The 24,679-nt window shown below is 63.5% G+C and carries 25 protein-coding genes and 1 pseudogene; 21 read left to right on the forward strand and 5 right to left on the reverse strand.

The window, feature by feature from the left end:
* Complete coding sequence (locus IEY28_RS08390) at window positions 1-1,053, forward strand: helix-hairpin-helix domain-containing protein (protein ID WP_188996322.1); 1,053 nt, start codon at window positions 1-3, stop codon at window positions 1,051-1,053.
* A gap of 94 nt (window positions 1,054-1,147) precedes the next feature.
* Window positions 1,148-1,999 (forward strand): class I SAM-dependent methyltransferase, encoded by an 852-nt coding sequence (locus IEY28_RS08395; protein ID WP_188996324.1) that lies wholly within the window; start codon window positions 1,148-1,150, stop codon window positions 1,997-1,999.
* 18 nt (window positions 2,000-2,017) lie between these two features.
* Here the strand turns inward: IEY28_RS08395 and IEY28_RS08400 are convergent, their stop codons facing one another.
* Window positions 2,018-2,311 carry a DUF7692 domain-containing protein gene (locus tag IEY28_RS08400; RefSeq protein ID WP_188996326.1) on the reverse strand — a complete coding sequence of 98 codons (294 nt, stop codon included), beginning with the start codon at window positions 2,309-2,311 and terminating at the stop codon, window positions 2,018-2,020.
* Window positions 2,312-2,617: 306 nt separating this feature from the next.
* Here IEY28_RS08400 and IEY28_RS08405 point away from each other — a divergent pair, with 306 nt between their 5' ends.
* Both IEY28_RS08405 and IEY28_RS08410 read left to right on the forward strand, forming a co-directional pair.
* The gene (locus IEY28_RS08405) at window positions 2,618-3,631 is read left to right on the forward strand and encodes a Cdc6/Cdc18 family protein (protein ID WP_188996328.1); all 1,014 of its coding nucleotides are present in this window, start codon (window positions 2,618-2,620) and stop codon (window positions 3,629-3,631) included.
* Between the two features lie 149 nt (window positions 3,632-3,780).
* Window positions 3,781-4,047, forward strand: coding sequence for a hypothetical protein (locus IEY28_RS08410; protein WP_188996330.1), 267 nt, complete (start codon window positions 3,781-3,783; stop codon window positions 4,045-4,047).
* A 434-nt stretch (window positions 4,048-4,481) separates the two neighbouring features.
* Here the strand turns inward: IEY28_RS08410 and IEY28_RS20930 are convergent, their stop codons facing one another.
* Window positions 4,482-4,667, reverse strand: coding sequence for a helix-turn-helix domain-containing protein (locus tag IEY28_RS20930; RefSeq protein WP_425433178.1), 186 nt, complete (start codon window positions 4,665-4,667; stop codon window positions 4,482-4,484).
* Here IEY28_RS20930 and IEY28_RS08420 point away from each other — a divergent pair.
* The 9 genes from IEY28_RS08420 (at window position 4,578) to IEY28_RS08460 (ending at window position 10,358) form a co-directional block, all read left to right on the forward strand.
* A complete protein-coding gene (locus IEY28_RS08420) occupies window positions 4,578-5,132 on the forward strand; it encodes a hypothetical protein (protein ID WP_229783090.1) in 555 nt (184 codons plus the stop codon). The two genes, IEY28_RS20930 and IEY28_RS08420, sit on opposite strands and share 90 nt — an antisense overlap.
* Entirely contained in the window at window positions 5,129-5,395 is a 267-nt protein-coding gene (locus tag IEY28_RS08425; RefSeq protein WP_188996336.1) for a hypothetical protein, read from the forward strand. Before IEY28_RS08420 ends, IEY28_RS08425 begins: the two co-directional genes overlap by 4 nt.
* A complete protein-coding gene (locus tag IEY28_RS08430) occupies window positions 5,388-5,669 on the forward strand; it encodes a hypothetical protein (protein ID WP_188996338.1) in 282 nt (93 codons plus the stop codon). Before IEY28_RS08425 ends, IEY28_RS08430 begins: the two co-directional genes overlap by 8 nt.
* Window positions 5,662-6,117 carry a hypothetical protein gene (locus tag IEY28_RS08435; RefSeq protein WP_188996340.1) on the forward strand — a complete coding sequence of 152 codons (456 nt, stop codon included), beginning with the start codon at window positions 5,662-5,664 and terminating at the stop codon, window positions 6,115-6,117. Before IEY28_RS08430 ends, IEY28_RS08435 begins: the two co-directional genes overlap by 8 nt.
* Window positions 6,114-6,692, forward strand: a complete 579-nt coding sequence (locus IEY28_RS08440) for a J domain-containing protein (RefSeq protein ID WP_188996342.1) — start codon at window positions 6,114-6,116, stop codon at window positions 6,690-6,692. Before IEY28_RS08435 ends, IEY28_RS08440 begins: the two co-directional genes overlap by 4 nt.
* Window positions 6,685-6,987, forward strand: a complete 303-nt coding sequence (locus IEY28_RS08445) for a hypothetical protein (protein WP_188996344.1) — start codon at window positions 6,685-6,687, stop codon at window positions 6,985-6,987. The genes IEY28_RS08440 and IEY28_RS08445 overlap by 8 nt, the downstream gene beginning before the upstream one ends.
* On the forward strand, window positions 6,980-7,324 hold the full coding sequence (locus IEY28_RS08450; protein ID WP_188996346.1) for a hypothetical protein: 345 nt from the start codon (window positions 6,980-6,982) through the stop codon (window positions 7,322-7,324). Before IEY28_RS08445 ends, IEY28_RS08450 begins: the two co-directional genes overlap by 8 nt.
* Before the next feature lie 178 nt (window positions 7,325-7,502).
* Window positions 7,503-8,573 (forward strand): tyrosine-type recombinase/integrase, encoded by a 1,071-nt coding sequence (locus IEY28_RS08455; protein WP_188996348.1) that lies wholly within the window; start codon window positions 7,503-7,505, stop codon window positions 8,571-8,573.
* Window positions 8,574-9,974: 1,401 nt separating this feature from the next.
* A complete protein-coding gene (locus IEY28_RS08460) occupies window positions 9,975-10,358 on the forward strand; it encodes a hypothetical protein (RefSeq protein ID WP_188996350.1) in 384 nt (127 codons plus the stop codon).
* Window positions 10,359-10,361: 3 nt separating this feature from the next.
* Here the strand turns inward: IEY28_RS08460 and IEY28_RS08465 are convergent, their stop codons facing one another.
* Window positions 10,362-11,336: a mechanosensitive ion channel family protein gene (locus tag IEY28_RS08465; protein WP_188996352.1), complete on the reverse strand. Its 975-nt coding sequence runs from the start codon at window positions 11,334-11,336 to the stop codon at window positions 10,362-10,364.
* A 210-nt stretch (window positions 11,337-11,546) separates the two neighbouring features.
* Here IEY28_RS08465 and IEY28_RS08470 point away from each other — a divergent pair, with 210 nt between their 5' ends.
* On the forward strand, window positions 11,547-12,086 hold the full coding sequence (locus IEY28_RS08470; RefSeq protein ID WP_188996354.1) for a hypothetical protein: 540 nt from the start codon (window positions 11,547-11,549) through the stop codon (window positions 12,084-12,086).
* A gap of 749 nt (window positions 12,087-12,835) precedes the next feature.
* Here IEY28_RS08470 and IEY28_RS08475 read toward each other — a convergent pair.
* Window positions 12,836-13,017, reverse strand: a pseudogene (locus tag IEY28_RS08475) (hypothetical protein).
* A gap of 445 nt (window positions 13,018-13,462) precedes the next feature.
* On the opposite strand from IEY28_RS08475, the gene IEY28_RS08480 reads away from it, so the two are divergent.
* The 4 genes from IEY28_RS08480 to IEY28_RS08495 all read left to right on the forward strand — a co-directional run bounded on the left by IEY28_RS08480 (window position 13,463) and on the right by IEY28_RS08495 (window position 19,226).
* Window positions 13,463-14,095: a TVP38/TMEM64 family protein gene (locus IEY28_RS08480; protein ID WP_188996356.1), complete on the forward strand. Its 633-nt coding sequence runs from the start codon at window positions 13,463-13,465 to the stop codon at window positions 14,093-14,095.
* A gap of 57 nt (window positions 14,096-14,152) precedes the next feature.
* Window positions 14,153-16,003, forward strand: a complete 1,851-nt coding sequence (locus IEY28_RS08485; protein ID WP_188996358.1) for a methyltransferase domain-containing protein — start codon at window positions 14,153-14,155, stop codon at window positions 16,001-16,003.
* Window positions 16,004-16,392: 389 nt separating this feature from the next.
* Entirely contained in the window at window positions 16,393-16,989 is a 597-nt protein-coding gene (gene trmY / locus IEY28_RS08490) for a tRNA (pseudouridine(54)-N(1))-methyltransferase TrmY (RefSeq protein WP_188996360.1), read from the forward strand.
* 122 nt (window positions 16,990-17,111) lie between these two features.
* Window positions 17,112-19,226: a hypothetical protein gene (locus tag IEY28_RS08495; protein WP_188996362.1), complete on the forward strand. Its 2,115-nt coding sequence runs from the start codon at window positions 17,112-17,114 to the stop codon at window positions 19,224-19,226.
* A 30-nt stretch (window positions 19,227-19,256) separates the two neighbouring features.
* Here the strand turns inward: IEY28_RS08495 and IEY28_RS20755 are convergent, their stop codons facing one another.
* A complete protein-coding gene (locus IEY28_RS20755; RefSeq protein WP_268239428.1) occupies window positions 19,257-19,382 on the reverse strand; it encodes a hypothetical protein in 126 nt (41 codons plus the stop codon).
* An 84-nt stretch (window positions 19,383-19,466) separates the two neighbouring features.
* Here IEY28_RS20755 and IEY28_RS08500 point away from each other — a divergent pair, with 84 nt between their 5' ends.
* The 3 genes from IEY28_RS08500 to tgtA all read left to right on the forward strand — a co-directional run bounded on the left by IEY28_RS08500 (window position 19,467) and on the right by tgtA (window position 24,661).
* Window positions 19,467-20,012 (forward strand): NUDIX hydrolase, encoded by a 546-nt coding sequence (locus IEY28_RS08500; protein ID WP_188996364.1) that lies wholly within the window; start codon window positions 19,467-19,469, stop codon window positions 20,010-20,012.
* 175 nt (window positions 20,013-20,187) lie between these two features.
* On the forward strand, window positions 20,188-23,139 hold the full coding sequence (locus IEY28_RS08505; RefSeq protein WP_188996366.1) for a glycosyltransferase: 2,952 nt from the start codon (window positions 20,188-20,190) through the stop codon (window positions 23,137-23,139).
* A 49-nt stretch (window positions 23,140-23,188) separates the two neighbouring features.
* Window positions 23,189-24,661 carry a tRNA guanosine(15) transglycosylase TgtA gene (tgtA, locus tag IEY28_RS08510; RefSeq protein ID WP_188996368.1) on the forward strand — a complete coding sequence of 491 codons (1,473 nt, stop codon included), beginning with the start codon at window positions 23,189-23,191 and terminating at the stop codon, window positions 24,659-24,661.
* Window positions 24,662-24,679: the final 18 nt, after the last annotated feature.

Here is a 24,679-nt window from a genome sequence, read left to right on the forward strand (position 1 = left end):
ATGAGCGATATCGGCTGGGAAGATATCTGGTTGCTGTCCACCGTGGTCACTGGTACGCTCATTTTCGGTCCGGACCTGTTTTCATCTGTGTTCTCCGGAATGGTCGGGGTGGTTTCGACAGGGGTCGCGGTCAGTCTGAACGTCGTCTCGTCGGCAGTCTCCACGTTCCTGCCCGTGCTATCGGCGTTGTTCGTGCTGGCGACGGTCGGCGTCGCGGTGAACTCGCTTCCGAACCCGCACCCAGTGACGGCGGTCGGGGAGTTTCGCCGCGTCGACGAGACAGAGAAGACGGTCGACCACTGCGTGAACTGTGAACTCGAAGACGTGGCTGGCGTTCGACGGGCGGCGCTTCGTGAGACGGTCGTCGCCGGTCGCGTCGTCCGGACTGACGAGCGGACTGTCGTCGAGGAGTGTCAGTGTTGCCACGAGGCAGACGCCGTCGACTACGCGCTCCGTGCCGAGCGGGACGACCCGGAGCCGCCCGGCGAGGTCGCGAGTGACCAGCAGGCCGACGACGATAGCGAGGCGGACGGTGGCTGGTTCGGGTCGACCGGCGATGACCTCACGCGCATTATGCACGTCGGCGACGCGACGGCGAGGAACCTCCGTCAGCACGGGTTCGAGACGGTCGCCGACGTTCGCGAGGCGGACCGCGAGGCGCTGGTCGACGTTCCCCGCATCGGCGAGCAACGCGTTGAGGATATCCAGTTGGGCGCGACTCACGTCGGGTTAGAGATGGGCGTCGACATGGCGCGGCGTCTCGACCGCGAGGGCTTCGAGACCGCGGCGGACATCCGCGAGGCGACAGTCTCGGAGTTGACGGAGGTTCGCGGCGTCGGGCAGGTGACCGCGAAGGAAATCCAGTCGGTCGTACCGGAGTATGAGGTTACGTACGGTCTCGTCTGCCCGGCCTGTGGCGATGAGTTCACCGTTCGCTACGAGGCAGACGACGAACCAGAAGGCCGGATTGAGTGTCCGAACTGTGACACCGACCGCTGGCGGTGGTCGTGGAGTGGCGGGGAGGCCGAACCGACGGAGGTCGAGACGGCGTGACCGACAGGTAATTGTCGGCCTATTATCCCGGAATTATCATCTTTGTCGACAGTAAAGTTATCCGGCCATAGCCAGTGTACCACAGTAAAACGAAATGATATCAAAAGCCAACACAGCGCTTGATATTCTTCGTGAGGATGGGCCTTCGCGAGTGTGTAAAGAATCTGCATCAAAGCTACTTGGCGGATCTCATTTTGGACGGGACCTCTTGCATACGGCCACAAAGTACGAGATAAAGCATCGTATACGCCAAGAGACGGGAGTTGACACGGTTTTGGATTCAGTTATAGATTCGAGATTGGGATTTAAACCATACCAAATACATGCAGCACAACTTCGCGATGAGTTTCGTGCGCTTGCATTGACTATCATGGAAGCTAACCCGGACGTTGTAATGGAAATTGGCACGGCTGCTGGTGGGAGTCTGTATACATGGACCAATTGTCTTAACGCATCTTTATACATTAGTCTCGATTTGCCGGAAGGTAGCTTTGGAGGTGGCCACGGTGCAAATCGCGCCGAACTGTACCAGACGTTCGCAGAAGATGGCGATATGGCATTAATTCATAGAGACTCGCACGACCCTGCGACGGTAGATGCAATTAAAAAGGAGTTAGATGGGAAGTTGTTGGACTTTCTTTTTATCGACGGAGACCACTCATACGACGGGGTCAAACAAGATTTCAGAATGTATAGAAATTTTGTTTCAGAAGGCGGTATAATTGCTTTTCACGATATTGTATGCCACCCAGATGACGAATCAGTGGTTAACAAACGCCGAAAGAAAGTTGACGGATTGAGCGAACACCATCTCAGGTGGTCACCAGAGCATCAATATTGCCAAGTGAATGAGTTCTGGGAAGAAGTTTCAGAAGAATACGAATCAGAGGAATTTATTTCACATCCAAAACAGACATGGGGTGGTATCGGAGTTCTCTATCTATGACTTGGCTACCAACAATCCTTACTCTGTCTCGACCCTGACCGCGCGCTCGACGGCCACCGACATCTCGCGGGTACTGAGTCGGTCGGCGACCTCGGCGAGCACGTCGTCGCCGACGTGGTCTGCGAGGAACTCAAGCGCCTCACGCTTCGCGGCGAGGTCTTGGTGGGCGTGCTCGGTGGCGTGAATGACCGCGGCGGTGTTGTTGCCGACGCCGAACACCTCTTTGGCCTTCTGGATGCTCTCGTAGCGATGCGCGTAGCCGTCGTCGGCGTCGGTGCGGATTCGGACCTGACTCGGTATCTGCTGACTCATGTCTGTGGCCACGGCCCCCAGAATCCTAGTTTTTCCGGCTACCTGGAATTCTCCGAGTATATAAAGAACCGATGAATCGGGCGAGCGGCGCGGGTCAAGGTAGGTTGTCGGCGCGGTCGTCACGACTGGCGCGGCCGAGTAGTGGCCACGACGATCGCTCAGTTCGTGGCCACTATCTCGAATCGGTATCTATCGCGACGCGACCCCTGCCGGTCGCATCGAGATGCCGTTTCAGCCAGTTCCAGTTTCACTTTCACTGCGGACGGGTCGGCTTTTAGTCACCAACTGGCAACTGTCTGAGATGCGATGATTACCGACGCCCGAGCGCTCCGGCCGGATTTCGTCCCGCAAGACCTGTATCACCGTGAGGGACAGATTGACCACCTCTCCTCAGTCCTCGAACCGTCGACGCTCTCCTACGCGGAGAACGTGTGCATCTTCGGCCCGCCGGGCGTCGGAAAGACGACCATCGCGAAGTACACCCTCGGCCAACTCGAACGCGAGCGGTTCGGTATCCGGTGGGCGTACGTCTCCTGTCTCTCCGAGTCGACGACGGGCGTGCTCCATGCCGCTGCTCGGAACGCCGACCTCGGCGCGGACCTTCGTCGGTCAGGGACGCCGCGGTCTGAGCCGCTTCGGCGACTCCGCGAGTACGACGACCAAATCGTCGTCATCCTCGACGAAGTGAGCGTGCTCGATGAGGAGTCGCTACTGGCGCTGGCGGGCGTCGCGAACGTCTCGCTTGTGTGCATCACCACCGACGAAGACCACTGGTTCTCGTCACTCTCTGGACCCGCGACCTCGCGGATGCGGTCGGCGGCGACCGTCCATCTCGATAAGTACAGCCACTCGGAGTTGTGCGATATCCTCGATAGCCGTCTCACTCACGGCGTCATGTCCTCGCGCGTCGACGACGACGTGGTTCCGTACGTCGCCGACCTCGCGGCTGGCGACGCGCGGCGCGGTATCGCGATGCTCCGGCGTGGCGTCGACCACGTCGACCGGACTGACACCGAGCGCCTCACGACCGAGGTCATCAACGAGACCGCCGACGGCGCGGAAGCGGACATCCGTGAGCGTCGCATCCGCTCGCTCGGGACGCACCACCGTCTGCTGTTGCGCATCATCGAGGAGGCGGGAACAATCGACGCCGAGACGCTTCGCGAGCGGTACGAACGGCAGGCCGACCGGCCGAAATCGGACTCGTCGCGGAAGCGCTATCTGAAACTGCTACGGCGGTACGAACTCATAGAGCGCGTCGGCAGTGGGCGCGGCTCTCGCTATCGCGCGGTCACTTCCGCCCACGAGCAAACCGCCTGATTGCGGCACTTCCGCCCACTTCCGCCCACATCGGTTCTTTTGCTGATTTCGACGCTCTGGGAGTCTGATGTTGGTGTTCTCTTATCCAGATTCTCACTTCCGCCCACGCACGCCCCAGCCCCTTTACACGGGAGGGTGTCGCCCCGAGTATGGCAGTTGGACGCAACTCGCGGTCGACCACGGTACAACTGGGTGAGAAGGATTCGGCGGAGGCGGTCGTCAACATGAACGCGCCCGGACATCACGCTCGGGTCGTCGTCGACCGCGACGGCGAGCGCTGGGTGTTCGGCGTCGACGGCGGCGAAGCGGCGCTTATCGAGACGACCGAACAGGTCGGCCTGCTGGACGAGGTCGAGGTTCCCGCGTGGGTCGAGACCGTGCTCTGGGAGGTCGGTGTGCCGGAGGTGGATGCGTGACCGCTTCGGAAAATCGGCCATCGGCCGACGTACAAGGGGGGTGGGAGGTGACGGAGGGTGTCGGCCGACGGCCTGTTTCCAGAGATTCGGACGGTGTAGAAAAACGTTGCGGAGCGTTCAGACCTGCTGGAGCGACCGCACGACCTCGTGGCCAACTACCAATAATAAGCACGAACCAAACTATCGCAACATTTTCAGCACAAGCCGATAAAAGAGAGGATACGCGAGATGCCAAGAACAGTGACTGTCGACGACGCTCGAATCCTCGCGCTGTTCGAGGAAACAGAAGAACCGATTCGCACCGTTCCGGACATGGCAGAGGAACTATCTCTGGGCTCAGACGCTCTACGTCGTCGTCTGAAACGTTTAGAAGAGAGTGGCGAAGTGAAATCAAAGCAGGTCGGCGCTCGTTCCGTCGTTTGGTGGCGTCTCGATTAGGGCAACTCCTCTCTTCCATCGGTGGTTATCCACCACACTGTCGCTCTCGCACCGACTTCGCGCGATTTTACAAATCCTTCCCCCTCCAGCTCGTGGAGCCTGTTTCGTATTCCGTCGGCGGTATATTCGAGACGTTCAGCCAGTTCTGGAGCGGTAACTACTGGGTCGGGGTGGACAGCAATCTCTCGGAGTATATCTATGTCCTCGACACGTCTGGAGCGCCCCATTTGGTGCAAAAAGACACCCGTAAATCAAAATACCACCGTTCAACATCGTCACTTGTTCGAGGCATATCATCGGCACGTGCGGAAAAACTAAGTAGGAACGGATTAAACGGCTGGAGCAAGACCGACGCGGCGCTCGCGGTGGTGGTCGACGCCTCAGAAAACGGCTGTCGGCCCCCTGCTGGAACCAGAGAGGCCGCGTCGGTCACCGCAACCGTGAGTAAACGCACGCTACGGGACCCCAAAAACGTCCCGCATGGTCCATCCGGTAAAGAACAGGCTACCGACCGACAAGCAACTGCTACGTGCCCTGTCTGCGGCGGCCCCATCGAGGGCGTCGACGCCGACGCACGGGCGACCGTCTCGCCGTGCGGCCACAGCGCCGCCGAGACGACGCTGACGACCTTCTTCGAGCAAGCATGAGTGAGAACACTACTACCGACGAGCGAAGCGCGGACGAACCGACGACGGGCCACAGCCCACCGAACCTGACCCGGACGAAGACGGTCGTGGGGTACTACGACGCGACCGAGACGATTCCGGTCGCTGACCACTCGACGCGGTCGGTCGCCGTCGAGACCGAAGACGCGAGCGCGACCGTGATGTTCGAGTGTCGAGACTGTGGCGTCACCTCAAGCAGTGTCCAGCGGTTCAAAGCCTCCGAGTGCGAGGGTGAGGATGAGTAAGCAAGACACCGAATCCGTCCGCGCGGTCTTTCAGACGTACGAGGACGACGCCGAACTCGAACACGACCGCGAGGGCGGCATCATGAACCACGACGAACTGGTGAACTCCGGTCAGACCTACCGCGAGATTCGGTGGTTCGACCGCGAGACCGTCGACGCGTTCGACCTGACCGTTCTCGACGAGGACCACCCGTTGTGGTGTGACGAAGTGGAAGCCCTGGAGCGCGGCGACAGTCTCCGCGTCGACGAACTGCGGGAGGGTGAAGATGCCTGAGGACGACCTCGTGGAAGCGTGTCCCGAGTGCGACAGCACGGGGATTCGGTCGATGGTCGGAAACGATTTCGGCGTCTCCGCTGAGCACGACAACGACCACCGATGTCGGCATTGCGGCCATGCATTTGACGAGCCGGTCGAGCGCGAACGCTACGAGGAGTCTGGGCTTCAGGGCCTCCCCGGCCGTCTTGCTCGGATGGACGCCGACGAGGTCGGCGACGGCCGACTCGTGACCGACGGCGGAATCGACGACCGGCGGACGACTCGCGATGAACGCCATAAGGAACTGCCACCGTTCGTCGACGCAAACGCCGAAGTCGTCAAGTGTCACTTCTGCGGGCAGACGTGGGAACCGACCGTCGTGGATGGGTTCGACCTCTCCGACGAGGACGAGTACTACCCAAAGATGGTTCCGGTCTGCCCGGAGCACGCAGGAGGATGTCGATGACCGGCATCGACTGGCCCGGTGGCTTCGAGCGAACGCCCGCCGACGACCGCGAACCGAATCGGAACTTCGAGGCGACGCTCGGGCAGACGACGGACGACCTCGCGACGGAGATGGACCGCCTCGACCCCGACGAGTGGCGTGCGTCGACGGGCAACAGTCACACGAAGTCGAACACGCTCCCACTCCACAACGCGAACCCGGACGACCCCGGTTTCGTCCTCCGATGGACGAAGGACGGCGAACAGTTCGCAGTGGCGTGTGACGAGTACTCCCGACTCCGCGACAACGTTCGCGAGGTCTATCTTTGGGTCCACGAGACCCGGATGCGCGGGAACCGCTCGGTCGTCACGGGCGAGAGCGAGTTCGCGGCGGCGCGACTCCCGAGCGGGGACGGTGAGGCGGTCGCCGCGTCGCCCCCGCCGCACGACGTGCTTGACGTGGCTCCCGATGCCCCCGACGGTGTCGTTAACGCGGCCTATCGCGAGAAGACGAAGGAGATGCACCCGGACCACGGCGGCAGTCCCGAGGCGTTTCAGCGGTTGAAGCGGGCGAAGGAGGCGATGCTCAATGGGTGACCGAACTCGTTACCGCGTCGACGATTCGCGGCCATCGGTGTCCTACGGTCCCGCTGGGGACGGCGAGGAGTGGGTGCTCGCGTTCACGACGACGGAGGGCCGCGTCGAGGTCGTCCTCGGCGAGGAGACGATGTACGAACTGTGGACCGAGGTCCGGAACGTCCCGTGGCCGAACGCGACTCACCACACCGAGGAGCGGAGTCGGCTGGTCCGGCAGGTCGTCCACGCGGCGAACGGTGCTGACGAGGACGGACTTCGCGAGGCGCTGGCGGCGCTGGGGGTGCGCGATGAGTAGCTTCCCGACGCTCGACCGACTGTCGGCGGTCGTTGACCCGCTTCGTGGCGTCGCTCGGCTGGACATGGTCCTCCTCGTTGCGCTGGTGTTGATGAGCGTCGACGCGGCGCTTGCCGTCCGGTACTGGCAGTGGGAGAGTAACCCGCTGTTGCGAGCGGTCGGCCCGGCGGCCATGGTCGCGGTGAAGTCGACGGCGGCGACGGGCATCGCGGCGGTGTGGTTCGGGTGGGACGGCGTTCAGGAGTTCCGGGCGGCCCGGTGGTGCGTGTGGTTCCTGTTCGCGCTGTACTCGGCAGTTCTCGTGACGAATCTCGCGGTGCTGTTGCTGTTCGCCTGACGGTGTGAGAAGTCGGTGCGGTCGGACCTCCACGGTGGTCGAACCCGGTTCGAGTCCGGGTGGGTCCTTCGACAGCAGGGGCGCGTTGATTGGACCCTTCCCGCCCCCGCTGTCACCCATCCAGACCCATGTTTGAGCACACAGAGCGCCGTGTTGGTTGTTTCGGAGGTATCGTGTCGTGAGCGACCGTCGGCGTCCGGAGCCGTCAGACCTCAGACCGAGTCAGGCCGTCGAGCGATACCTTCGCCGACGACGTGCTGACGCTACTGAGGAGAGTATAGAGGGCTGGAGCTACCGGCTGAAACTGTTCGTCGAGTGGTGCGACAGTATCGGCATCGAGACGGTGGGTGGCCTCCGTCGATACGACCTCGACGAGTACTACGAGTACCGGAGTGCCGATATCAAGCCGGTTACGCTGGAGGGAGAGATGTGGACGCTTCGCGTCTTCATGGAGTTCTTGGAGGATATCGGCGCTGTTGAGGATGGACTGTCGGACTCCGTTCGCATCCCCGATATCGACCCGTCCGAGCGCTCGTCGAACACGAAGCTCGACGCCGATGACGCCCGTCGGTTGCTGACTCACTACCGCCAGTCGGAGGACCAGTATGGAACTCGCCAGCACGCGTTTTTGGAACTGGCTTGGTACACTGGTGCTCGACAGGGCAGTATCCGCGGATTGGACGTTCGGGACGCGTATCTGAACGGCTCACCGTACGTGATGTTCCGGCATCGTCCGGAGACGGGGACACCACTGAAGAACAAGCTCGAAGGTGAGCGGCCGGTCGCACTCCCCGAACCTGTCGGCGACGTGCTCCGGACGTACATCGCGAGGTACCGGTACGATAGTCGCGACGACCACGGTCGCCAGCCACTCATCGCAAGCGCGCAGGGCCGACCGACGGCGAACACTGTCCGGATTTGGAGTTACCTCGCGACTCTGCCGTGTAACTACGGTGTCTGTCCCCACGAGAAGGAGATTCCAGCGTGTCAGTGGACTGAGCGCGCTCACGCCAGTAAGTGCCCGTCGTCGCGAGCGCCGCATCACATCCGGACGGGGACGATTACGTGGCTCCTGAACATCGGCTGGCCGCCGCAGGACGTTGCTGAGCGAGTGAACGCGACGCGGAAGACGATTGAAGAGCACTACGACAAAGCGACTCCCGCCGAGCGCCGCGAACGGCGACGCGAACGGATGGAGGACCGTCGTCGGTCGCTCGTCGAGAGTCTGGATTTCGAGGACGATGACTAACGAAAATCAGAAACCGAACGGAGAGTGTATCGAGACCCCTACGAAATCGGGTAAACCAACATCGCGCCGGCCCATTTTCACCCCACTTCGCAACGACGAGCGTTAGCGAGGAGTCCGTAGTGGCTGTGTGGATCACGCCGCACGAATTCGAGCCAGCAAGCCGCAGCGCGCGAACGAAGTGAGCGCGACCGTCTTGCCCAGTTCGAATTCGCGCCGGTCCACTACCTACAAACCCTTTTTCCGAGATCCTGACAGTTAGCGGCCGCTTTACGGGGTGGTCCGCACGACCCGCTCATATCCCAACGAGCGGCTCATCTGCGATCGCTGCGGAGCGTATCTCGAAGTCCCTGACCAGCCTGTCCAGCCACCGACGACGGCCGGAGGTGCCGCCCACGACGGTTACGCTTGGGCCCATGTCTCGTGTAGGGAACTGGGTCCGCCGATCGACCGACTCCCGAGGCGTCGACGGGTACGACCTCTGTGGCCAGTATTTCCCCGACGGCTGGGACACCGTCGCCGCTGACGACGTCACTCCGAGCGAGCGGTCAGTCGTCCAGGCGCTCGCTGACGGCGGTCGGATGTACTACGACACGCTGGCCGAGGCGAGTGATACGTCGACGTCGGCGGTCTACCGGACGTTTGCCACGTTCGAGGCGTGCTGGCGTCCGCGAACGGTGTCGTCGATTTCGCCGACGAGGTCATGCGCGAGAAGTTCGAGGATCTGTTCGGGACTCGCCGACGCCGCTGGGCGGGTCGAGACGGCGAGACGGTGCTGGCTGGTGACAGTGCGCTGGCACGGTGGGCACGGCGCTACGGCGCAGCGGAACGTACCGGCCACCACTATGGCGAGACGTTCCTGAACGCGACGTCACGTTCGGCCACGAAAAGGGACACGTCGAGGGACTTGCTGTGTGAGTCCTCTCCGTTACCACTCCTCACGTGGCGGGAACCCCTCACCACAGCGCGGACAATATCGCATCGGGGCGCGCCATTCTTGACCGTCTTTTCCAAACGTGATTTCTCGCCCACAATTCGTGCATGCTATCTTTGGCATCGTAGTCCTCGTAGAGTCGCTGCCACACCGACGACCTATCAGGTACTCCCCGGCCAGCCATGTCAATGATGCACATTGTTGGGCGTTCGCGATAGAGAGTAGGATATGGCTATTCGCTCCGGCCCGCAGTACTAAGGATTTATCTCGTGATCTCTCTGATATGCCTCACGAGACGACTACCCGATTAGGGGAATACGCCCGCAAAAGTGTGGACGACGCTGTGCTCCAGTTCCCCCACGAGGCGTGCCACAGTATCCTCTTGAGCGTTGATCCAACTGTCGGATCCCGACTTCAATCTTTCATCAGCGGCTGTCAAGAGCAACTATGAGCGGCTATGTTGGAACTTCTTGCTACAACTCTTCGAGAAGCCTTTCGGCCCTCTCGTCACCGATACCGTCGGCCTGCTAGAGGTCGTCGACATCGGCCGCGTCGAGGTCGAGTACGACGCCGTCGAGACCGCACCCAGCGAGTTGACCGATACCGGGTCGGAGGTCTACGTCGTCGACGATGACGGGGACGAGGAAGCGGCATCGTTCACCGACCGGTTGGTGGCGGCGAGTACGAACGGCGACGACCCCGACGCCTTCCCGCAACTCGTTGCGACCGCCTTCTCGTGGCCGGGGTTCGAGGCTCAGTGGATCGACGGTGGGAATCTCTCGTTGGTAGCGGTCACCGTTTCGCATTCAGTCGGTGACTACGAGAGTCCGCCAGCGCTCGAGTGCGGCAACTGACCATCAGCTATCGAGCGTTTCTGTGAGTTCGACTTCGTCGTTGTCTCCGCCACCGATGACCCGCACATGTGGGTACGCGAATCGGAAATCTTCGCCCTCGCGTTCGTTGATTTCAGTCAGCACGTTCGATTTGACGCGGCCGGTCGTTTCGGGTTCGTTCACCCAAAAATACAGACGGAGGCTGATGCCCGAATCAGCGAACGCCCGAATCTGACACGTCGGATCAAACGTTATCCAGAGGTCGTCGTCAATCTCTATTCGGCGTTGCTCGTCGACAACGTAGTCCGGATGTCGGACGGCGTCAACGACATCATCAACAGCTTGAGCCGCAAGTTCGACTTCTCTCTTTGCGGCCTCAACGTCTGAGTCGTATGTCACGAGCATATCGACGGAGATCCGCCTTGCATCACCGTTACGTGAATGATTCACGATATCTTTCGTCCGGATCTTCCAGGTCGGAATTGTCAGGTACTCGTTGTCGAGCGTGATCAGTTTGACGTGGGTCAGTGAGAAGTCGTCGACGATACCACGAACTCCACTGGCCTGCAACTCGATGACGTCACCCTCGTCGAACCGACGACCGTACTGGAGCGCGAGACCATTCATCAGAAGCCCGACGAGGGGCGCTAACACGATACCGAGCAGGAGTGCGACGATACTCGGTGACCCGACGACTGCAAGGAGGTCTACCCCGACGACGACCAGGCCGACAGCGATAGCACCAGTCAGTACTACACAGCGTGCGACGAAGACGAGGTTATGTCCGATCGACCAGGTCCAGAACGGTTCGTCGGCTGCCCGATGCAGGAACCACTCTCCCGCATACCCACTCAGCAGCCAGCTTCCAATACTTATCCCCCCGAAGAAGACAGCCAGTAGTACTGTCTCGGGAATCGCTTGCCCACCGATCTGGAGTACCCTCGTCGTTCCGGTGGCCGCTGCTTGTATGAATATCCCCGTCTCCTCAACTGTGGCCATCGAAATCGTCATAGCGACCACGAATATACCCTACTTACAACGATTACCGCTATTAAAATACCGACCGTAGCTACTGGTTATCGCAATGTGTGAGGCTACCAAAAAGAGTATATGTCATCTCTTACCATATATTGCCATCACGTAGATTGCGGTCGTATGGGGCCATGGACATGACTTGCGGTGGCGTGCAGTGTGAACCCACGAATGAGGATGCCCGAAATACTTCAACGCGTACCCGAGCCAACTGAGTCTGACATCGATGCCGGGGACAGGGCCGAGAGTTACTGGTTAGCCGATGATGCCGCGTATCACCTCAAGTTGGACGTGCGCAAAGACGACTACACTCTCTCATGGGTGACATCGTTCTCGGCTGCCCAGTTCGTGCGATCCGTCATCGACATCGACGGGATGGGAAAAAAGACTGTTCAGGGTGAGTGTACCATCGACGGCGTGACCCGTCACTTCGAGATGGGGGAGTTAGTGTTCGTCATAACTGTCGATGAGTTCCCAGAGCGGTGTAGTTACTGCAAAGCGAAAGACGAATTCGAGGGTCGGAAAGTCGAGATCGACTGGGTAGCAATCGATGAGAACGCACACATCGAACTCACTGCCAACCGTGTACCCGTCGCTGAGTTTCGTGACTTCATTCATACATCCATAGACTCCGACGTGATCGGTGATGGGCGAGTCGAGACAACCATCAAAGAAGCGGGCTCACTTGTCCGTTCGAAACAACAACTGGAATACTGAATCATGGGGCGAGGGTCAAGCGGGTGGGTTCAAAAGTTACTACCCGGCAAACACTCACAGAGTGATAACTGCGTCGACAACGCCGACACAGGTGGTGTCAGGGCAGTCACGTATACGCACAACGGGGTGCAGAAATGTACTATACTGTCCACCCAGCCACGTGCCGAACAGCAGACCGCGATTCGAACCTCCAGAAACCAGGCGTTTTTTATCCATCTCATAGCAAAGCCAGGGCCAAACTTGGGCGTCAAGCGGACTGAACGATGTAATATCGGCTTCAACACCGGTCGATCGCAGGCCCACAGTAAGCACTTCGATCTGCAGGTCCCGAACCCGGGAGCCAGTTCGGGGACAATCGAGATCGAAATTTGGGAAACGCCCGTCCGTATCTCAAATACGTCTTCGAAGCGATTCAAGCAGTTAGCACAGCTTCACGACACACTGGAAGTCGAGGTCGGAATTAACTGAATCGTGGGCAGTCGTTGCGGCTACCTGTCGGCTGTTTCTGTCCCGTACCTCGATCGATGACCTGCGTGTCAATCTGGCATCAGCCTCCGAGCTATTTTCGATGGGAGACAGCTTTGCTTCCACTCCCTGACTACTTACGTTCTTATTATTGCAGTTTGGATTTATGTGTGTTGGCCGCTCTATGCTGTGAATGGCCTCTCAAAAACGATCAGAAGTCGAAAATCAGTGAACATACAGTTCAAAGAGTGGGTCGGACTTTGAGCTGTTTTCCTGTGGCTACGTCAGATTCGCCGCATCGTCGTCACGTCCCCCTCCTTTCAGTCACCCGCCACTGACAACCAGTCCGGATAGCCTCAACTCGCTCGAAGCTGCCATCCGATCGCGGTTCGGACTCGACCTTTCGCTTCGGGCCACGCACCGGCTCGTAGACGAAACCGTTCGGTTCGGCGACGGCGTCGGTCACGCCTCGACACCTCGCACGAGACCGCCGACCAGAGGTCCACCGACACGTGAACCCTCGTCCCACCTGCGCTCGTCTCGCGTGTACTCACACCATGCCCAGCATCCGGACGGGCGTCGCGGCCAGTTCGGCCCTCTCGGCGTCGTCGCCTTCCACCACAACGATTGCCTGTTCATAGCTGTCCCAGTCGTGAGCACCGCCGACGCCGCCGACGCGAACTTGTGAACGACCTCGGTTTCGAATCCGACGATGAGTGACACCCGAATCCACAACCCGATTCGACAGCACAGTGAGCACACAAGAATCCGGATTTGTTCTGAATCACGCCGCCCCATCTCAGCTATATGTCACCACGTGAGACGACGGACAGCAGTACCCGACGAAGTGGTATCAAACACGATACTAATCCATAGTTATAGACCGCTTCGTTCCCGATGGCTGTACATCGATGAGGTACGAACTGGCGGGTTATCGCCGTGTCTTCGGTATCGCGCTGCTCGCCGCCTGTTACGCTGCTATCGGACTCACGACGTCGTCGACGCTGCTCGTCGAGGTGGGTATGTCGTACCGTGATTCGTCGTATCTCCTTGGCATCCTCGTGCTCACGTACATCTGTCGGCCGTTTCTCGCGGTGCCCGCGACACCGATCAACGTGTTCGTCGCGTACGTGTACGGCCCCGTCGGCTTCGTTCTTATTCAACTCGGGACGGTACTCTCGACGGTGCCCTCGTTCGTCGCCGGCCACGTGTCGAGTTCGTCCACTGGTCTCACCGGCCGATTCGCCGACGTACAGGCGCGTCTCGGTGGGTTCCGCTCGATGCTCGTCATCACTCTGTTACCGATTCCCCTGGACGTCGTCGGGTACAGCGCCGGATTGGCACGCATTCGGCGGCGTGATTTCCTCGCCGGACTGTTCGTAGGTGCCGTCCCGTGGTCGCTGGGCCAGACTCTCGCGGGCTGGTCGCTCCAGCGCTATCGGGCGGCCACAGGAGACGGACTCGTGTGGCTCGTCGTCGTCTGCACCCTCCTCGCGCTCCTCGTTTTAGCGCCGATACTGTACCAGGAGCATTCGTCTGCTTGATCGTTGTACGTCTGGTACACCGCAGTCATTATTGGTTTCTATTCGAAAGGAACGCCAATGTCGATTCTGAACGAGGACGGGACGCCGGTCAGAGCGCTCGTCGTCGCGGTGCTGCTCTCCGTCTCGGCGCTCGCCGTTCGGGCGATATACTTCTTCCGCCGGGGTCGAATTACGCCGCCGGACTCCGGGACGTATCTCGGTCTCTGCGAGGCATCCAAGACGACGCCGCTCGTGCTCCTCACCGGTGATTACGGGATCGAGTACGCGGGGTTTCTGCTCCCGTTCTGTGGGCTGACGAACCTCACCGGGTCGACACTTCCGTGGGTCACCGTACAGATTCTTCTCGGCTCTGTGACCGCTGGACTCCTCTTTTTGAGCGGTCGGCGGTTGTTCTCGTCGCGAGCGGGTATCGTCGCCGGTGGGCTCTGGGTGTTCGTCTGGGACGCCTTCAGATGGGACGTCGCACTGCTCTCCGATTCGGTGTTCGTCTTCGCTGTCGCGCTCTCGATCTACGCGTTGGCGTATTACCGCGACGAGGGGACGCTACGGGCACGAGCGGGCGTGTTCGCCACACTGGCGTTTCTCACGATAACGCGTCCGTTCGGTGGGCCACTACTCGTGGGATGGATGCTGTGGAATCTCTTGCCCGACGACGACTCCCGCCAGATACGGCTCTTCGGTCGTAAAATCGCTATCGGTGGTGCGGTCGTCGCCATCGTCGTGATGGTCGTCGTCTTCTCTACGCGGACGGCGTGGGCGTCGGACCACGTTTTGGACGTCTACCGGAACGGGTGGATCTTCTGGCAAGGACGGAATCAGGCGGTCGTCGGAAGCTACGCGTACACGCCGACGCCCGCCCCGACGCTCCCAGCGTTCGTCGTCGCGAATGCCGCTCCCGTCGCCGTGATGGGCCTCATCAAGACCGTCACGTTGTTCTATCCCGGTCCGCTGTACGTCCGAGCGAGTCCGTTCTGGTTCGCGATGCATCTGGCATCGTTGCTTCCGGCCGTCGTGTTCGGGTGGGTCGGTATCGTCAATCTCGTCCGGAACCGACATCCGAGTGTCGGCGTCGTCGTGACGCCCATCGCCGTCGTCACCGGTATCGTCGCGCTGACGTTCATCGACGCGGGATGGCGGTACCGGGCGCCGTTGCTCCCGGCGCTGTTCCTCACAGCGGGGTACGGAGTGGCGACGAACGTGCGACTGATGCGTTGCTGGGATTGGGTCGTTCGACAGGGGATCCGTGTTCTGGGAACGCCGCCGGCACCACGTACGAGTCCCTACCGGCCCGACGAGGAGCGCCTGCACGAAACCGTCCGGGGCCTCTCTCACGACGACCTCTCAGAGATAGCGGTGTACGGCTATCTCCACCCGATGCAGGCCGTACGTGAACTGTTCTTCGCACGGGGGCATCTCGTGATGGCGCTCCTAGACGACCCCGACCGGTTCGTCGATGTCGGCTGTGGACCAGGACTCCTCCTGAACAGCGAGTCCGGTGGCATCGGCGTCGACATCCGACCGCACGTCGGTCGGTCGTACCTCGACGCCGTCGGTGACGACTCGCCCATCGTCGCGGGGACCGTCACCTCGATCCCGCTACAGACGGGTTCCGCCGACGCTGTCGTCGCGATGGACATGCTCGAACACATCTCGGATCTGGCGCACGCGAGCGACGAGATTGCCCGCGTCATCGACGAGGACGGACAGTTGCTCGTCTGTGGGCCGACAGAGAACGTCATCTACGAACTCGGTAGACGGTTCGGTGGCTTCAGCGGTGCCGACCACAAGACGACCGTCGGTGACATCGACGATCAATTGCAGGCCAACGGGTGGACACGCGTGAAGAAGCGAGACCTGCGAATCGTGTTCCCGCTGTTCTCGGTGTTCGTCTACGAACGGCGGACCTGATCTCGCCGAGCGGGAAACATTACAAAAGCCCATCGCGGAACACCGTGAGAAAGTACCGCCCGAAGCGTGTCGCCGCCTCCGCGGGCAGCTAGGAGACTGCCGTCGGGACCTCGCGAGTAATCTCGCGTTCGACATCGACGAGTCACGTACTGGAACTCGGAAGCCGAATCGACGCCGGCCAGATCGTCGTCGGCCTCCGCCGCCGTTCGCGGACCGACCGCATCGGCTACGGCAACGTCTCGCACGTGCCCCTCCAGACTGTCACTCGCCCGGTCGCCACGGTCCCGCTTCCGGAGTACCAGACGACGGCGGCGTGAAGGTGGCTGGGCAGGCGGTCTGCGGACGCCCGGACACGACACACCTAACAGCCCCGACAGCCACCACCGACTATGCGCCAGTTCGTCGTCGTCGGTCACGACGCTCCCACCACGCCCGACTTCTCGCTCGACGACCTCGCCGGGGCCGCCGGTCGTCTCGACGTGCTCTGTCGCTGTGTCAACAGCGCGTTCTTCCTGAGCCACGACATCCGCGAGGACGTCCGTACGCACCTCGTCCTCGCCGACGAGTACACCGTCACCTTCGAGGGAAGCGACCTCCGTCGGCTGAACCCCGACGAGCGGTCGACGGCGGCGCTCGTCCGCAACGCCCTCGAAGAGCGCGAGGAGGCTATCGGCCACATCCCCGTCGAGACGTCGCCCGGTGTCTCGCTCACCCGTCGCGGATTCGAGGCGACGCTCGACGACGTTGCTCGGGACGGCACCGTCGTCCAACTTCACGAAGACGGCGACCCCGTCGTCGACGTCGAGACGCCGACAGACCCGGTGTTCGTCCTCTCGGACCACCACGACTTCGCTGCGAGCGAGGCCGGCCTGCTGGCCGAGGCCGCCGACGAGCGCGTCTCACTTGGCCCCGAACGACTGCACGCCGACCACGCCATCACGGTCGCACACAACTACCTCGATACGGCCGGCTTTACGCGGTACTGACCGGCCCCAGAAGACATTTCCCTCGCGCTCCCGACGACGCCGTATGATGCAGGACGGCGCTCCGAACGGCCGGGTTCCGCGAGGCACCGCGGCGCTATACGCACAGTGGGGTGGCTGACCGGATGGCGGAGCCAACACTCGACCGGCGGACGCTGCTGGCGTCGCTGGCGGGTGCCGGCGCGGCGTCGGTCGCCGGTTGTTCGGTCTTCGACGGCGGCGAGGACGGCGACGCGAGCGAGGTAGAGAGCGACCGAGCGAGGGAACTCGCCACCCGCTTTGCGCCGACGCTGTACTTCGACGAGAACGAACCGTGGTTCCCGACGGACCCGCGACCCTACACCAGCGAGCGCGACGGCGAGACAGTCGTCGACGGGTTCGACGCCTTCGACGGCTACCACGAGCGGTTCACCGGCGAGCAACCGCCGGACCCGACGGTGTTCTATCACGCCGTCGAGTACGAGGACTCGCCGCTGGCGGTCGTCCAGTTCTGGCTGTACTCGGCGTTCGACCAGTTCACGACCAACTTTCACTGGCACGACTGGGAGGTACTGCACGTCTTCGTGGATAGCGAGGGACAAAGTCCCTCGGACAGTCGGACGCAGTCCGACGATACGGAGACCGACGAGCCCCAACTGTACGTCGCCAGTTCCCACTCCCGGAAGGTGCCGAACAACGAGTTCCTCGACCCGGACCCCGAGGGCGTACCGCGCATCCTCTCGGAACTGGGCTCGCACTCCAGTGCGCTGTCGGTCAACGACTCGCTCGACGAGTTCCAGCGACTCCCGGAGGGGGCCGCCCTCGCCGACATCACCAACAGCGCCATCGAGACGCTGGAGGACGTGGCGGCCATTCCCTTCGCCTACGGGTTGCCGCGCGACGAGGGGTATCGACTGCCGTACGTCGTCCCCGAGTACGAGGGCGCGCCGCTGTACGACCACCCCGACCTCCCGTCCGTCGAGCGCTCGGACCTCGTCAGCGACGCGCTGACGGTGCGCTCGCTGGACTCGCTCTCGTCGCCGCCGACGGACCTGCCCGACCGGTCGACGGGACTCGTCTTCAAACACGCCGAGCGCGAGGGCGGCGACGAGGCCGATATCGAGTACGACCTCGTTCCGACCGGCGAGCTAGAGTCCATCGCGGATTTCACCGGGCCGCAGTTGAGCTTCGAGTTCGCCGTCCCCGAGTTCGGCGAGGACGCCGTCGCGGGCCACATCACGACGACGGGTGCGCCGTGGGGCCAACCCCGCTACGAGAACCCGGCGGCGGACATCACCGAACCGAACCACCGGGCGGCGCTGGCCGAGCGCTACGACGCCATCGGCGAGGCCGCCTCCATCAACACCGTCGTCGCCAGCATCTCCGAGGCCGTCCCGAGCGGCGACGCGCCCGAAGACGAGGGCCTGACCACGCAGTCGTCGACCGTCGAGGCGTTCGCGCTGCTGGAGAGCGACCCCGAGGCCGTCCCGACGTTCAACGGCGTCGCCGCCGTGCGGGACGTGCCGGCGGGCGAGCACCGCCTGACGGTCAACCGCGCGGGGGCGGCCCCGCACAGCGAACCGGTCTCGGTCGCCGACGAGGGCGGCCCGACGCTCGCCGGTGTCGACGGCGAGATACCGACCGTCGCAACCGAACGCGCCCGGAAAGTCGAACTGGACCCGGCCGAGGCCGACAGCGACCTGACCGACCTCGCCGTCGAGGACGACTTCGCGGGCCGACTGTACGACGCGCCGCTCTCCGGCCCGGACGCGGTGTACGTCCACGACGGCGGTGCCTACACGGCGGCGGTCCGGGACGCCGACGACGCCGTCGGCGCGTTCCGCGTGAACCCGGACCCGGCAGCCGACGAGGCCGTCCGCATCGAGCGACCCAACACCGGGAAAGCGTCGCTGTCGACGTTCCTCGCGGACATCTCGGCGGAGACGCAGACCGAAATCCAGGACCTCACGGAGACCGACACCGCGACCGAAGTCGGCGGCGCGGCGGCTATCACCGGCCTCACGCAGGCGCTCGGTGCCGTCGCCGACGCGGCGCGGCGGGCGGCCGAACGGGCCGAGGCCGGCGACGCCGCCGGCGCTGACAAACGACTCCGGGGCCTCCGGACCGCGCTGGAGCAGGTCCGCGACCGACTGGCAGAAGCGCGCGAGGCACTGCCGCCGGCACTCGCGACTGCCGCCGAGAAGCGGCTGAATCAGGCTGACAGGCGAGCCCAACAGGCACTCGACCAAGCGAAGCTCTGAGTCACGCTCGACGCTGCTCCGCGTCGCCGGTCAGGACCCCAGCCAGCGCGCGGCACCGCCGGCCAGCATCACGAGTGCACCGGCGACGAACGTGCCGGGAATCGGGAGCGCGAACAGGAGCGCGCCGCAAACGAGTACTATCGAGGATACTCTCATCGGGTTCATGCTACAAGCGCTGCCCGGATACGCACTGGCCTTGCAATCGCCACGGGTTTATCAGTCGACCCCCCAGACCCGCGCATGGCAGACGACCTCGCATGGGAGACGCTAGCGACGAAGACGGCCTACACCTGCCCGGGGTTCGACGTGGTCCACGAGGACGTGCGCCTGCCCGACGGGACCGAGTCGGACTTCGACTTCCTCCGGGAGGGCGACAGCGTCGTGATACTGCCGTTCACCGCCGACGGCGACGTCGTCGTCATCGAGGAGTGGCGGCAGGCGGTCAAGCGGGTCAACCGCGCGCTCCCGGCCGGGAGCGTGGAGGCCGACGACGACGCGCCGCGGGCGGCCGTGTCCCGTGAACTCCGGGAGGAGACGGGCTACGAGGCCGACGAGGTCAGCCACCTCTACACGGCGGAACCGGCCAACGGCTACGCGGACTCGGTGTTCCACTACTTCCTCGCCGAGGGGTGTACGCCGACGGCCGAACAGGACTTAGACTTCAACGAGTCCATCCGCGTCGAGACGACGGCCTTCGAGGCGCTACTGGCGTCGCTGCGAACCGGTGACCTACAGGACGGCCGGTCGGCGGTCGGGGTGATGTACTACGCGCTGTTCGAGCGGTAGCGACGGCCGGAGGCCATGTGTCTCCTTGACGGGGGCGAGCCAAACACTACACTGTTATATTTCTGCGTTTCGAACCGTGAATTAGCTTCCGGGGTGGGGGCCCCAATGCCGGCGCCGTCTATCGGGTGAGCGTCCTGCATCGAACGGCCACTGCCTCGGCACAGCGCCCGCTCGCATGATTCAGGACCCGACGATCGCCCTCGTGATGGGAACGCCGTATCTCTCGCCCAACCCCGCGATTACGGCGTTGACCGTCCTGTTTGGGGTCGTCTGGACGCTGGCGAACTTCTACACGTTCTATCCGCTCGTACAGGCGCTGGTCCTCGCCGTCGCCGACCGCGTCCGCGGGTCGACAGACGACAACGGTGTGCCCGCCGCCGACGGCGGAACGCCGATCATCGACGTGTTGCTCGCGGCCTACGACGAGGCGGCCGTCGTCGAACAGGCAGTCGTCTCGGTACTCGAAGCGAACTATCCGGCCGACTCGCTCCAGCTGACCGTGTTGCTGGAACCGGGCGACGAGGCGACTCACGACGCCGTCGCGGCGTTGCGAGAGCGGTACGACTTCGACGTGCTGACCGTCCCCGAAGGGTACCCCGGCGACCCGAACAAACCCCGGGCGCTGAACTACGGGTTCGAACACACCGACGGCGACGTCGTCGGCGTCGTCGACGCGGAGGACGTCGTCGCGCCGTCGGTGTTCCGGGAGGTAGCGGCGGCCATCGCGGAGGGCGCGGACTACGCACAGGGCCGCCTCGACATGGCCAACGAGGGCGACGGCTGGCTGAACCTCCTCTTTCGCGCCGAGTACGGCTACTGGTACACCCTCGTGACGCCGGCGTTCGCCCGCGTGGACTATCCGATTCCGATGGCCGGGACGACCTGCTTTTTCTGCCGGTCGGTGCTGGAAACCGCGAGCGAGGCCCGTCTCGAACAGCGCGGCGACCCGTGGGACGAGCGAGCGTGGGCGTGGATGCGCGACCACGGCCTCGCCGGCGTCCGGCCGTGGGACCCGCGGAACGTCACCGAGGACTTCGAACTCGGTCTGTTCCTCTGGGAACTGGGGTACGACTTCGCCTACCTCGACGCCGTGACGACCGAGGAGTCGCCGCCGAGTCTCGACGGGTGGTTGGACCAGCGAACCCGGTGGAAGAAGGGGAAGGTGTACACGTTTCTCGACCGGCGGGCGCACCCTCCGGCGACGACGGGCGACCGGGCACACATCTACTGGCAGTCGGCCCTGCCACATCTCGGACCGCTGAACGTCGCCGGACTGGTGGTCCTGCTGCTCATCTCGAACCTCGCGGAGTACCGGCCCTCGACGCTGGTCGGCGTCGTCTTGAGTCTCGGCGCGACGTTCGCCGTCGTCACCAGCGGCCTGTTCGCGATCGGGTACTGGAGGGCCACGGACGCCCCGTTGTGGACCCGTACTCGACGTGCTCTCCTCTCGACGGCGACCCTGCCGCTGTACTGGTTGCTCCAGTGGGGCGCGGACATCCGGGCGCTGGTCCGCCTCTACGGCGGGAACCTCTCGTGGGAGCATACCGACCACTTCGGCCGGCAGGTAGCGAGCGACGACGGGCCAGCGGAGAGAACGGGTCGACGCGCCGGTCGAATCACGCTCCCCCGGTACCAACGCTGGGGGGCGCTCGTACTCGTCCTCGTCGTCGCCGCGACGCTTCGCATGTTCGCACTCGGCGGGTGGAGCCTCTGGACCGACGAACTGTACTCCGTCGCCGTCCGCGGTGACCTGCCCGTCTGGGACCTCCTGATACTGCCGAACGATCCGCACCCGCCGCTGTACTACCTCCTGCTCCACTGGTGGATGGACCTCGTCGGCGAGAGTCGCGTCGCCGTCCGCTCGCTGTCGGTGCTGGCGGGGCTGGCGACGACCGTCGCGGTGTACCTCCTCGGGACGGAACTGTTCGACGATCGGACCGGCCTGCTGGCGGCGGTGATGGTCGCTGCGTCGACCTTCTTCATCCACTTCTCGCGGGTCGCTCGGATGTACGCCCTCTTTACATTCCTGACCGCGTTCTCGTGGTACTGGTACGCCCGGTTACGGGACGACACGACGACCAGCGCGACGGGGTACGTCATCACGACGGCGCTGCTGGTCTACACCCACGTCTACGGCCTGTTCGTCCTCTTCGCACAGCACGTCTACACCTCGCTCTCCGAGGTCGACGGGGGTATCCGCCGACGGCGGTGGGCCGGCGTGACCGCTGCCCTCGGCGTCCTCACCCTCCCGTGGGCCGGCCTGTTGACCTATCGCGTCGTCGGCATCCTCTTTGGCACGGGCGGGGCGAACATCGAGTGGATTCCCGAACCCTCGTCGGTGTTGCTCACCCAGACGGCCCTCTCCTACGTCGGATTCCCGGACTTCTACCCGCTCCGGGCGGGGACGACGCTCGTCTACCTCCTCGCGTCGGCGCTCCTGTTCGTCTTCGTCGCCCAACTCGCCGCCGCCGTCGTCCGCGTCGACGAGACGGGCCTGACGCTCGAAGACCCCCAGTCGGTCGGCCAGATGGCCGCACTCCTGTTCGTGCCGACGCTCGTCCCACTGTTCATCTCGCTCGCGGTGCCCATCTACGTCCCTCGCTATGCGGCCCCGGCCGGCGTCGCGTTCGTCGTCCTCGCGGCACGGGGCCTGCGAAACATCCCGACCGAGCGCGTCCGATTCGGGTTGCTCGCCGTCGTCCTGTTGAGTTCGCTCGCGTTCACCGGTGTCTACTACACCGCCGACTCCGTCGAACCGTGGTCGACCGTCTCGACGAGCATCGAGGCCGAGGCCGGCCCGGACGACGTCGTCGTCTACCAACCGGGCGGCGGGTACGTCGAACACTACGACGAGGGCGCCGCCGTCGAGACGACGACCGTCCCGTATTCGGCGCGCATCACCAAGGACGACCTGCTGTACCTCGGGAACCTCTCGGCCCGGCGTGATACGGTGTTCCTGGTCCAGTACTACGGCGAGGACGGCCCCGCCGTGCGGTATCTCGACGCCTGTCACGGCGAGCAGTCCCGGCGGGCGCTTGGCGTCATCACGGTCCACCGGTACGCCGATCGAGCGACCTGCCCGGCCCCGGGCCGGATTCTCAACACGACCGGGACGGTGAGCGAGTGACCCGTCCGGGAACACAACCCTTAGGCGCGCGCCCCGCCGACGACGGACAATGACGAACTTCGAGGTCCGGGCGTACGACGCCGCGGGCCGACTCGGCGAACTGGAAGTCCCGCGGGCCGGCGTCACCGTCCAGACGCCGACCATCCTCCCCGTGGTCAACCCCCACGTCCAGACGGTCGATCCGTCGGCGCTCGAATCCGAGTTCGGCGCGGAGATTCTCATCACGAACAGCTACATCCTCCACGGCTCCGAGGACCTGCGCGAGCCCGCCCTCGAACGGGGTCTGCACGACCTGCTGGACTTCTCGGGGGCCATCATGACCGACTCGGGGTCGTTCCAACTGGCGGAGTACGGCGATATCGACGTGACCACCGAGGAGATTCTGCGGTTCCAGTACGACATCGGGTCCGACATCGGGACGCCGGTGGACATCCCGACGCCGCCGGACGTAGAGCGCGAGCGCGCCGAGTCGGAACTGGCGACCACGCAGGACCGTCTGGGGCGGGCGGCCGAGGTGGACACCGGCGAGATGCTCGTCTCTGCACCCGTCCAGGGGTCGACGTACCCGGACCTCCGCGAACGGGCCGCCAGAGACGCCACGTCGACCGGGCTGGACGTGTTCCCGCTGGGTGCCGTCGTCCCGCTGATGAACGAGTACCGCTATGCCGACCTCGCGGACGTCGTCGCGGCCTGCAAGCGCGGCCTCGGCGAGACGGGACCGGTCCACCTGTTCGGTGCCGGTCACCCGATGATGTTCGCGATGGCGGCGGCGCTGGGCTGTGACCTCTTCGACTCCGCCGCGTACGCGCTGTACGCCCGCGACGACCGCTATCTCACCGTTCGCGGGACGGAACTGCTTGACGACCTCGAACAGTTCCCGTGTCAGTGCCCGATCTGTACCGATCACACGCCCGCGGAACTGCGTTCGATGGCCGACGAGACGCGCGAGGACTTGCTGGCCCGGCACAACCTCCACGTCACCTACGGCGAGATTCGTACCGTCCGGCAGGCCATCCGCTCGGGGAACCTCATGGAACTGGTCGACTCGCGGGCCCGCGGGCACCCGACGATGCTCGACGGCTACCGCGCCCTGCTCTCCCACGCCGAGCAACTCGAACGTACCGACCCCGTCTCGAAGGACGCCTTCTTCTATACGTCCGCCGAGAGCGCCCGCCGGCCGGAAGTCCTGCGTCATCACGAGCGACTCGACCGCTTCGACCTCGACGCCGACTCGGTGTTGCTGACCGAGGGCGGGTCGAACGACCGCTACGACGAGACGTGGGGCGTCGTCCCGCCGTTCGGTCCGTATCCGCGGGACCTCGCGGAGACGTATCCGCTGACGGCGGAGGTTCCTGACCGGACCGACCGGGCGGCCTACGAGGCCGCCGCCGACGGCGTTGCCCGCCTCGTCGGCCTGCATCCCGACGTCGAGTTCACGCTGGTCCACGACGACTGGCCCGCGACGGCGCTAGAGACGGTGCCGGACGGGGTTCGATTACGTGACCTGCACGCGAGGGACTAGCGAGGGGCGCGACGGAGG

The organism is Haloarcula pellucida, from assembly GCF_014647235.1.
Classification (GTDB): Archaea; Halobacteriota; Halobacteria; order Halobacteriales; family Haloarculaceae; genus Haloarcula; species Haloarcula pellucida.

What these genes read in the sequence shown, in the direction of transcription:
- IEY28_RS08495 (WP_188996362.1), top strand. Translation starts at nt 17,112, where the DNA reads ATGGCGGAGCCAACACTCGACCGGCGGACGCTGCTGGCGTCGCTGGCG.
- IEY28_RS08480 (WP_188996356.1), top strand. Translation starts at nt 13,463, where the DNA reads ATGAGGTACGAACTGGCGGGTTATCGCCGTGTCTTCGGTATCGCGCTG.
- IEY28_RS08485 (WP_188996358.1), top strand. Translation starts at nt 14,153, where the DNA reads ATGTCGATTCTGAACGAGGACGGGACGCCGGTCAGAGCGCTCGTCGTC.
- IEY28_RS08425 (WP_188996336.1), top strand. Translation starts at nt 5,129, where the DNA reads ATGAGTGAGAACACTACTACCGACGAGCGAAGCGCGGACGAACCGACG.
- IEY28_RS08390 (WP_188996322.1), top strand. Translation starts at nt 1, where the DNA reads ATGAGCGATATCGGCTGGGAAGATATCTGGTTGCTGTCCACCGTGGTC.
- IEY28_RS08505 (WP_188996366.1), top strand. Translation starts at nt 20,188, where the DNA reads ATGATTCAGGACCCGACGATCGCCCTCGTGATGGGAACGCCGTATCTC.
- IEY28_RS08500 (WP_188996364.1), top strand. Translation starts at nt 19,467, where the DNA reads ATGGCAGACGACCTCGCATGGGAGACGCTAGCGACGAAGACGGCCTAC.
- IEY28_RS08465 (WP_188996352.1), bottom strand. Translation starts at nt 11,336, where the DNA reads ATGGCCACAGTTGAGGAGACGGGGATATTCATACAAGCAGCGGCCACC.
- IEY28_RS08440 (WP_188996342.1), top strand. Translation starts at nt 6,114, where the DNA reads ATGACCGGCATCGACTGGCCCGGTGGCTTCGAGCGAACGCCCGCCGAC.
- IEY28_RS08395 (WP_188996324.1), top strand. Translation starts at nt 1,148, where the DNA reads ATGATATCAAAAGCCAACACAGCGCTTGATATTCTTCGTGAGGATGGG.
- trmY (WP_188996360.1), top strand. Translation starts at nt 16,393, where the DNA reads ATGCGCCAGTTCGTCGTCGTCGGTCACGACGCTCCCACCACGCCCGAC.
- IEY28_RS08470 (WP_188996354.1), top strand. Translation starts at nt 11,547, where the DNA reads ATGCCCGAAATACTTCAACGCGTACCCGAGCCAACTGAGTCTGACATC.
- tgtA (WP_188996368.1), top strand. Translation starts at nt 23,189, where the DNA reads ATGACGAACTTCGAGGTCCGGGCGTACGACGCCGCGGGCCGACTCGGC.
- IEY28_RS08450 (WP_188996346.1), top strand. Translation starts at nt 6,980, where the DNA reads ATGAGTAGCTTCCCGACGCTCGACCGACTGTCGGCGGTCGTTGACCCG.
- IEY28_RS08410 (WP_188996330.1), top strand. Translation starts at nt 3,781, where the DNA reads ATGGCAGTTGGACGCAACTCGCGGTCGACCACGGTACAACTGGGTGAG.
- IEY28_RS08435 (WP_188996340.1), top strand. Translation starts at nt 5,662, where the DNA reads ATGCCTGAGGACGACCTCGTGGAAGCGTGTCCCGAGTGCGACAGCACG.
- IEY28_RS08430 (WP_188996338.1), top strand. Translation starts at nt 5,388, where the DNA reads ATGAGTAAGCAAGACACCGAATCCGTCCGCGCGGTCTTTCAGACGTAC.
- IEY28_RS08445 (WP_188996344.1), top strand. Translation starts at nt 6,685, where the DNA reads ATGGGTGACCGAACTCGTTACCGCGTCGACGATTCGCGGCCATCGGTG.
- IEY28_RS08405 (WP_188996328.1), top strand. Translation starts at nt 2,618, where the DNA reads ATGATTACCGACGCCCGAGCGCTCCGGCCGGATTTCGTCCCGCAAGAC.
- IEY28_RS20755 (WP_268239428.1), bottom strand. Translation starts at nt 19,382, where the DNA reads ATGAGAGTATCCTCGATAGTACTCGTTTGCGGCGCGCTCCTGTTCGCG.
- IEY28_RS08400 (WP_188996326.1), bottom strand. Translation starts at nt 2,311, where the DNA reads ATGAGTCAGCAGATACCGAGTCAGGTCCGAATCCGCACCGACGCCGAC.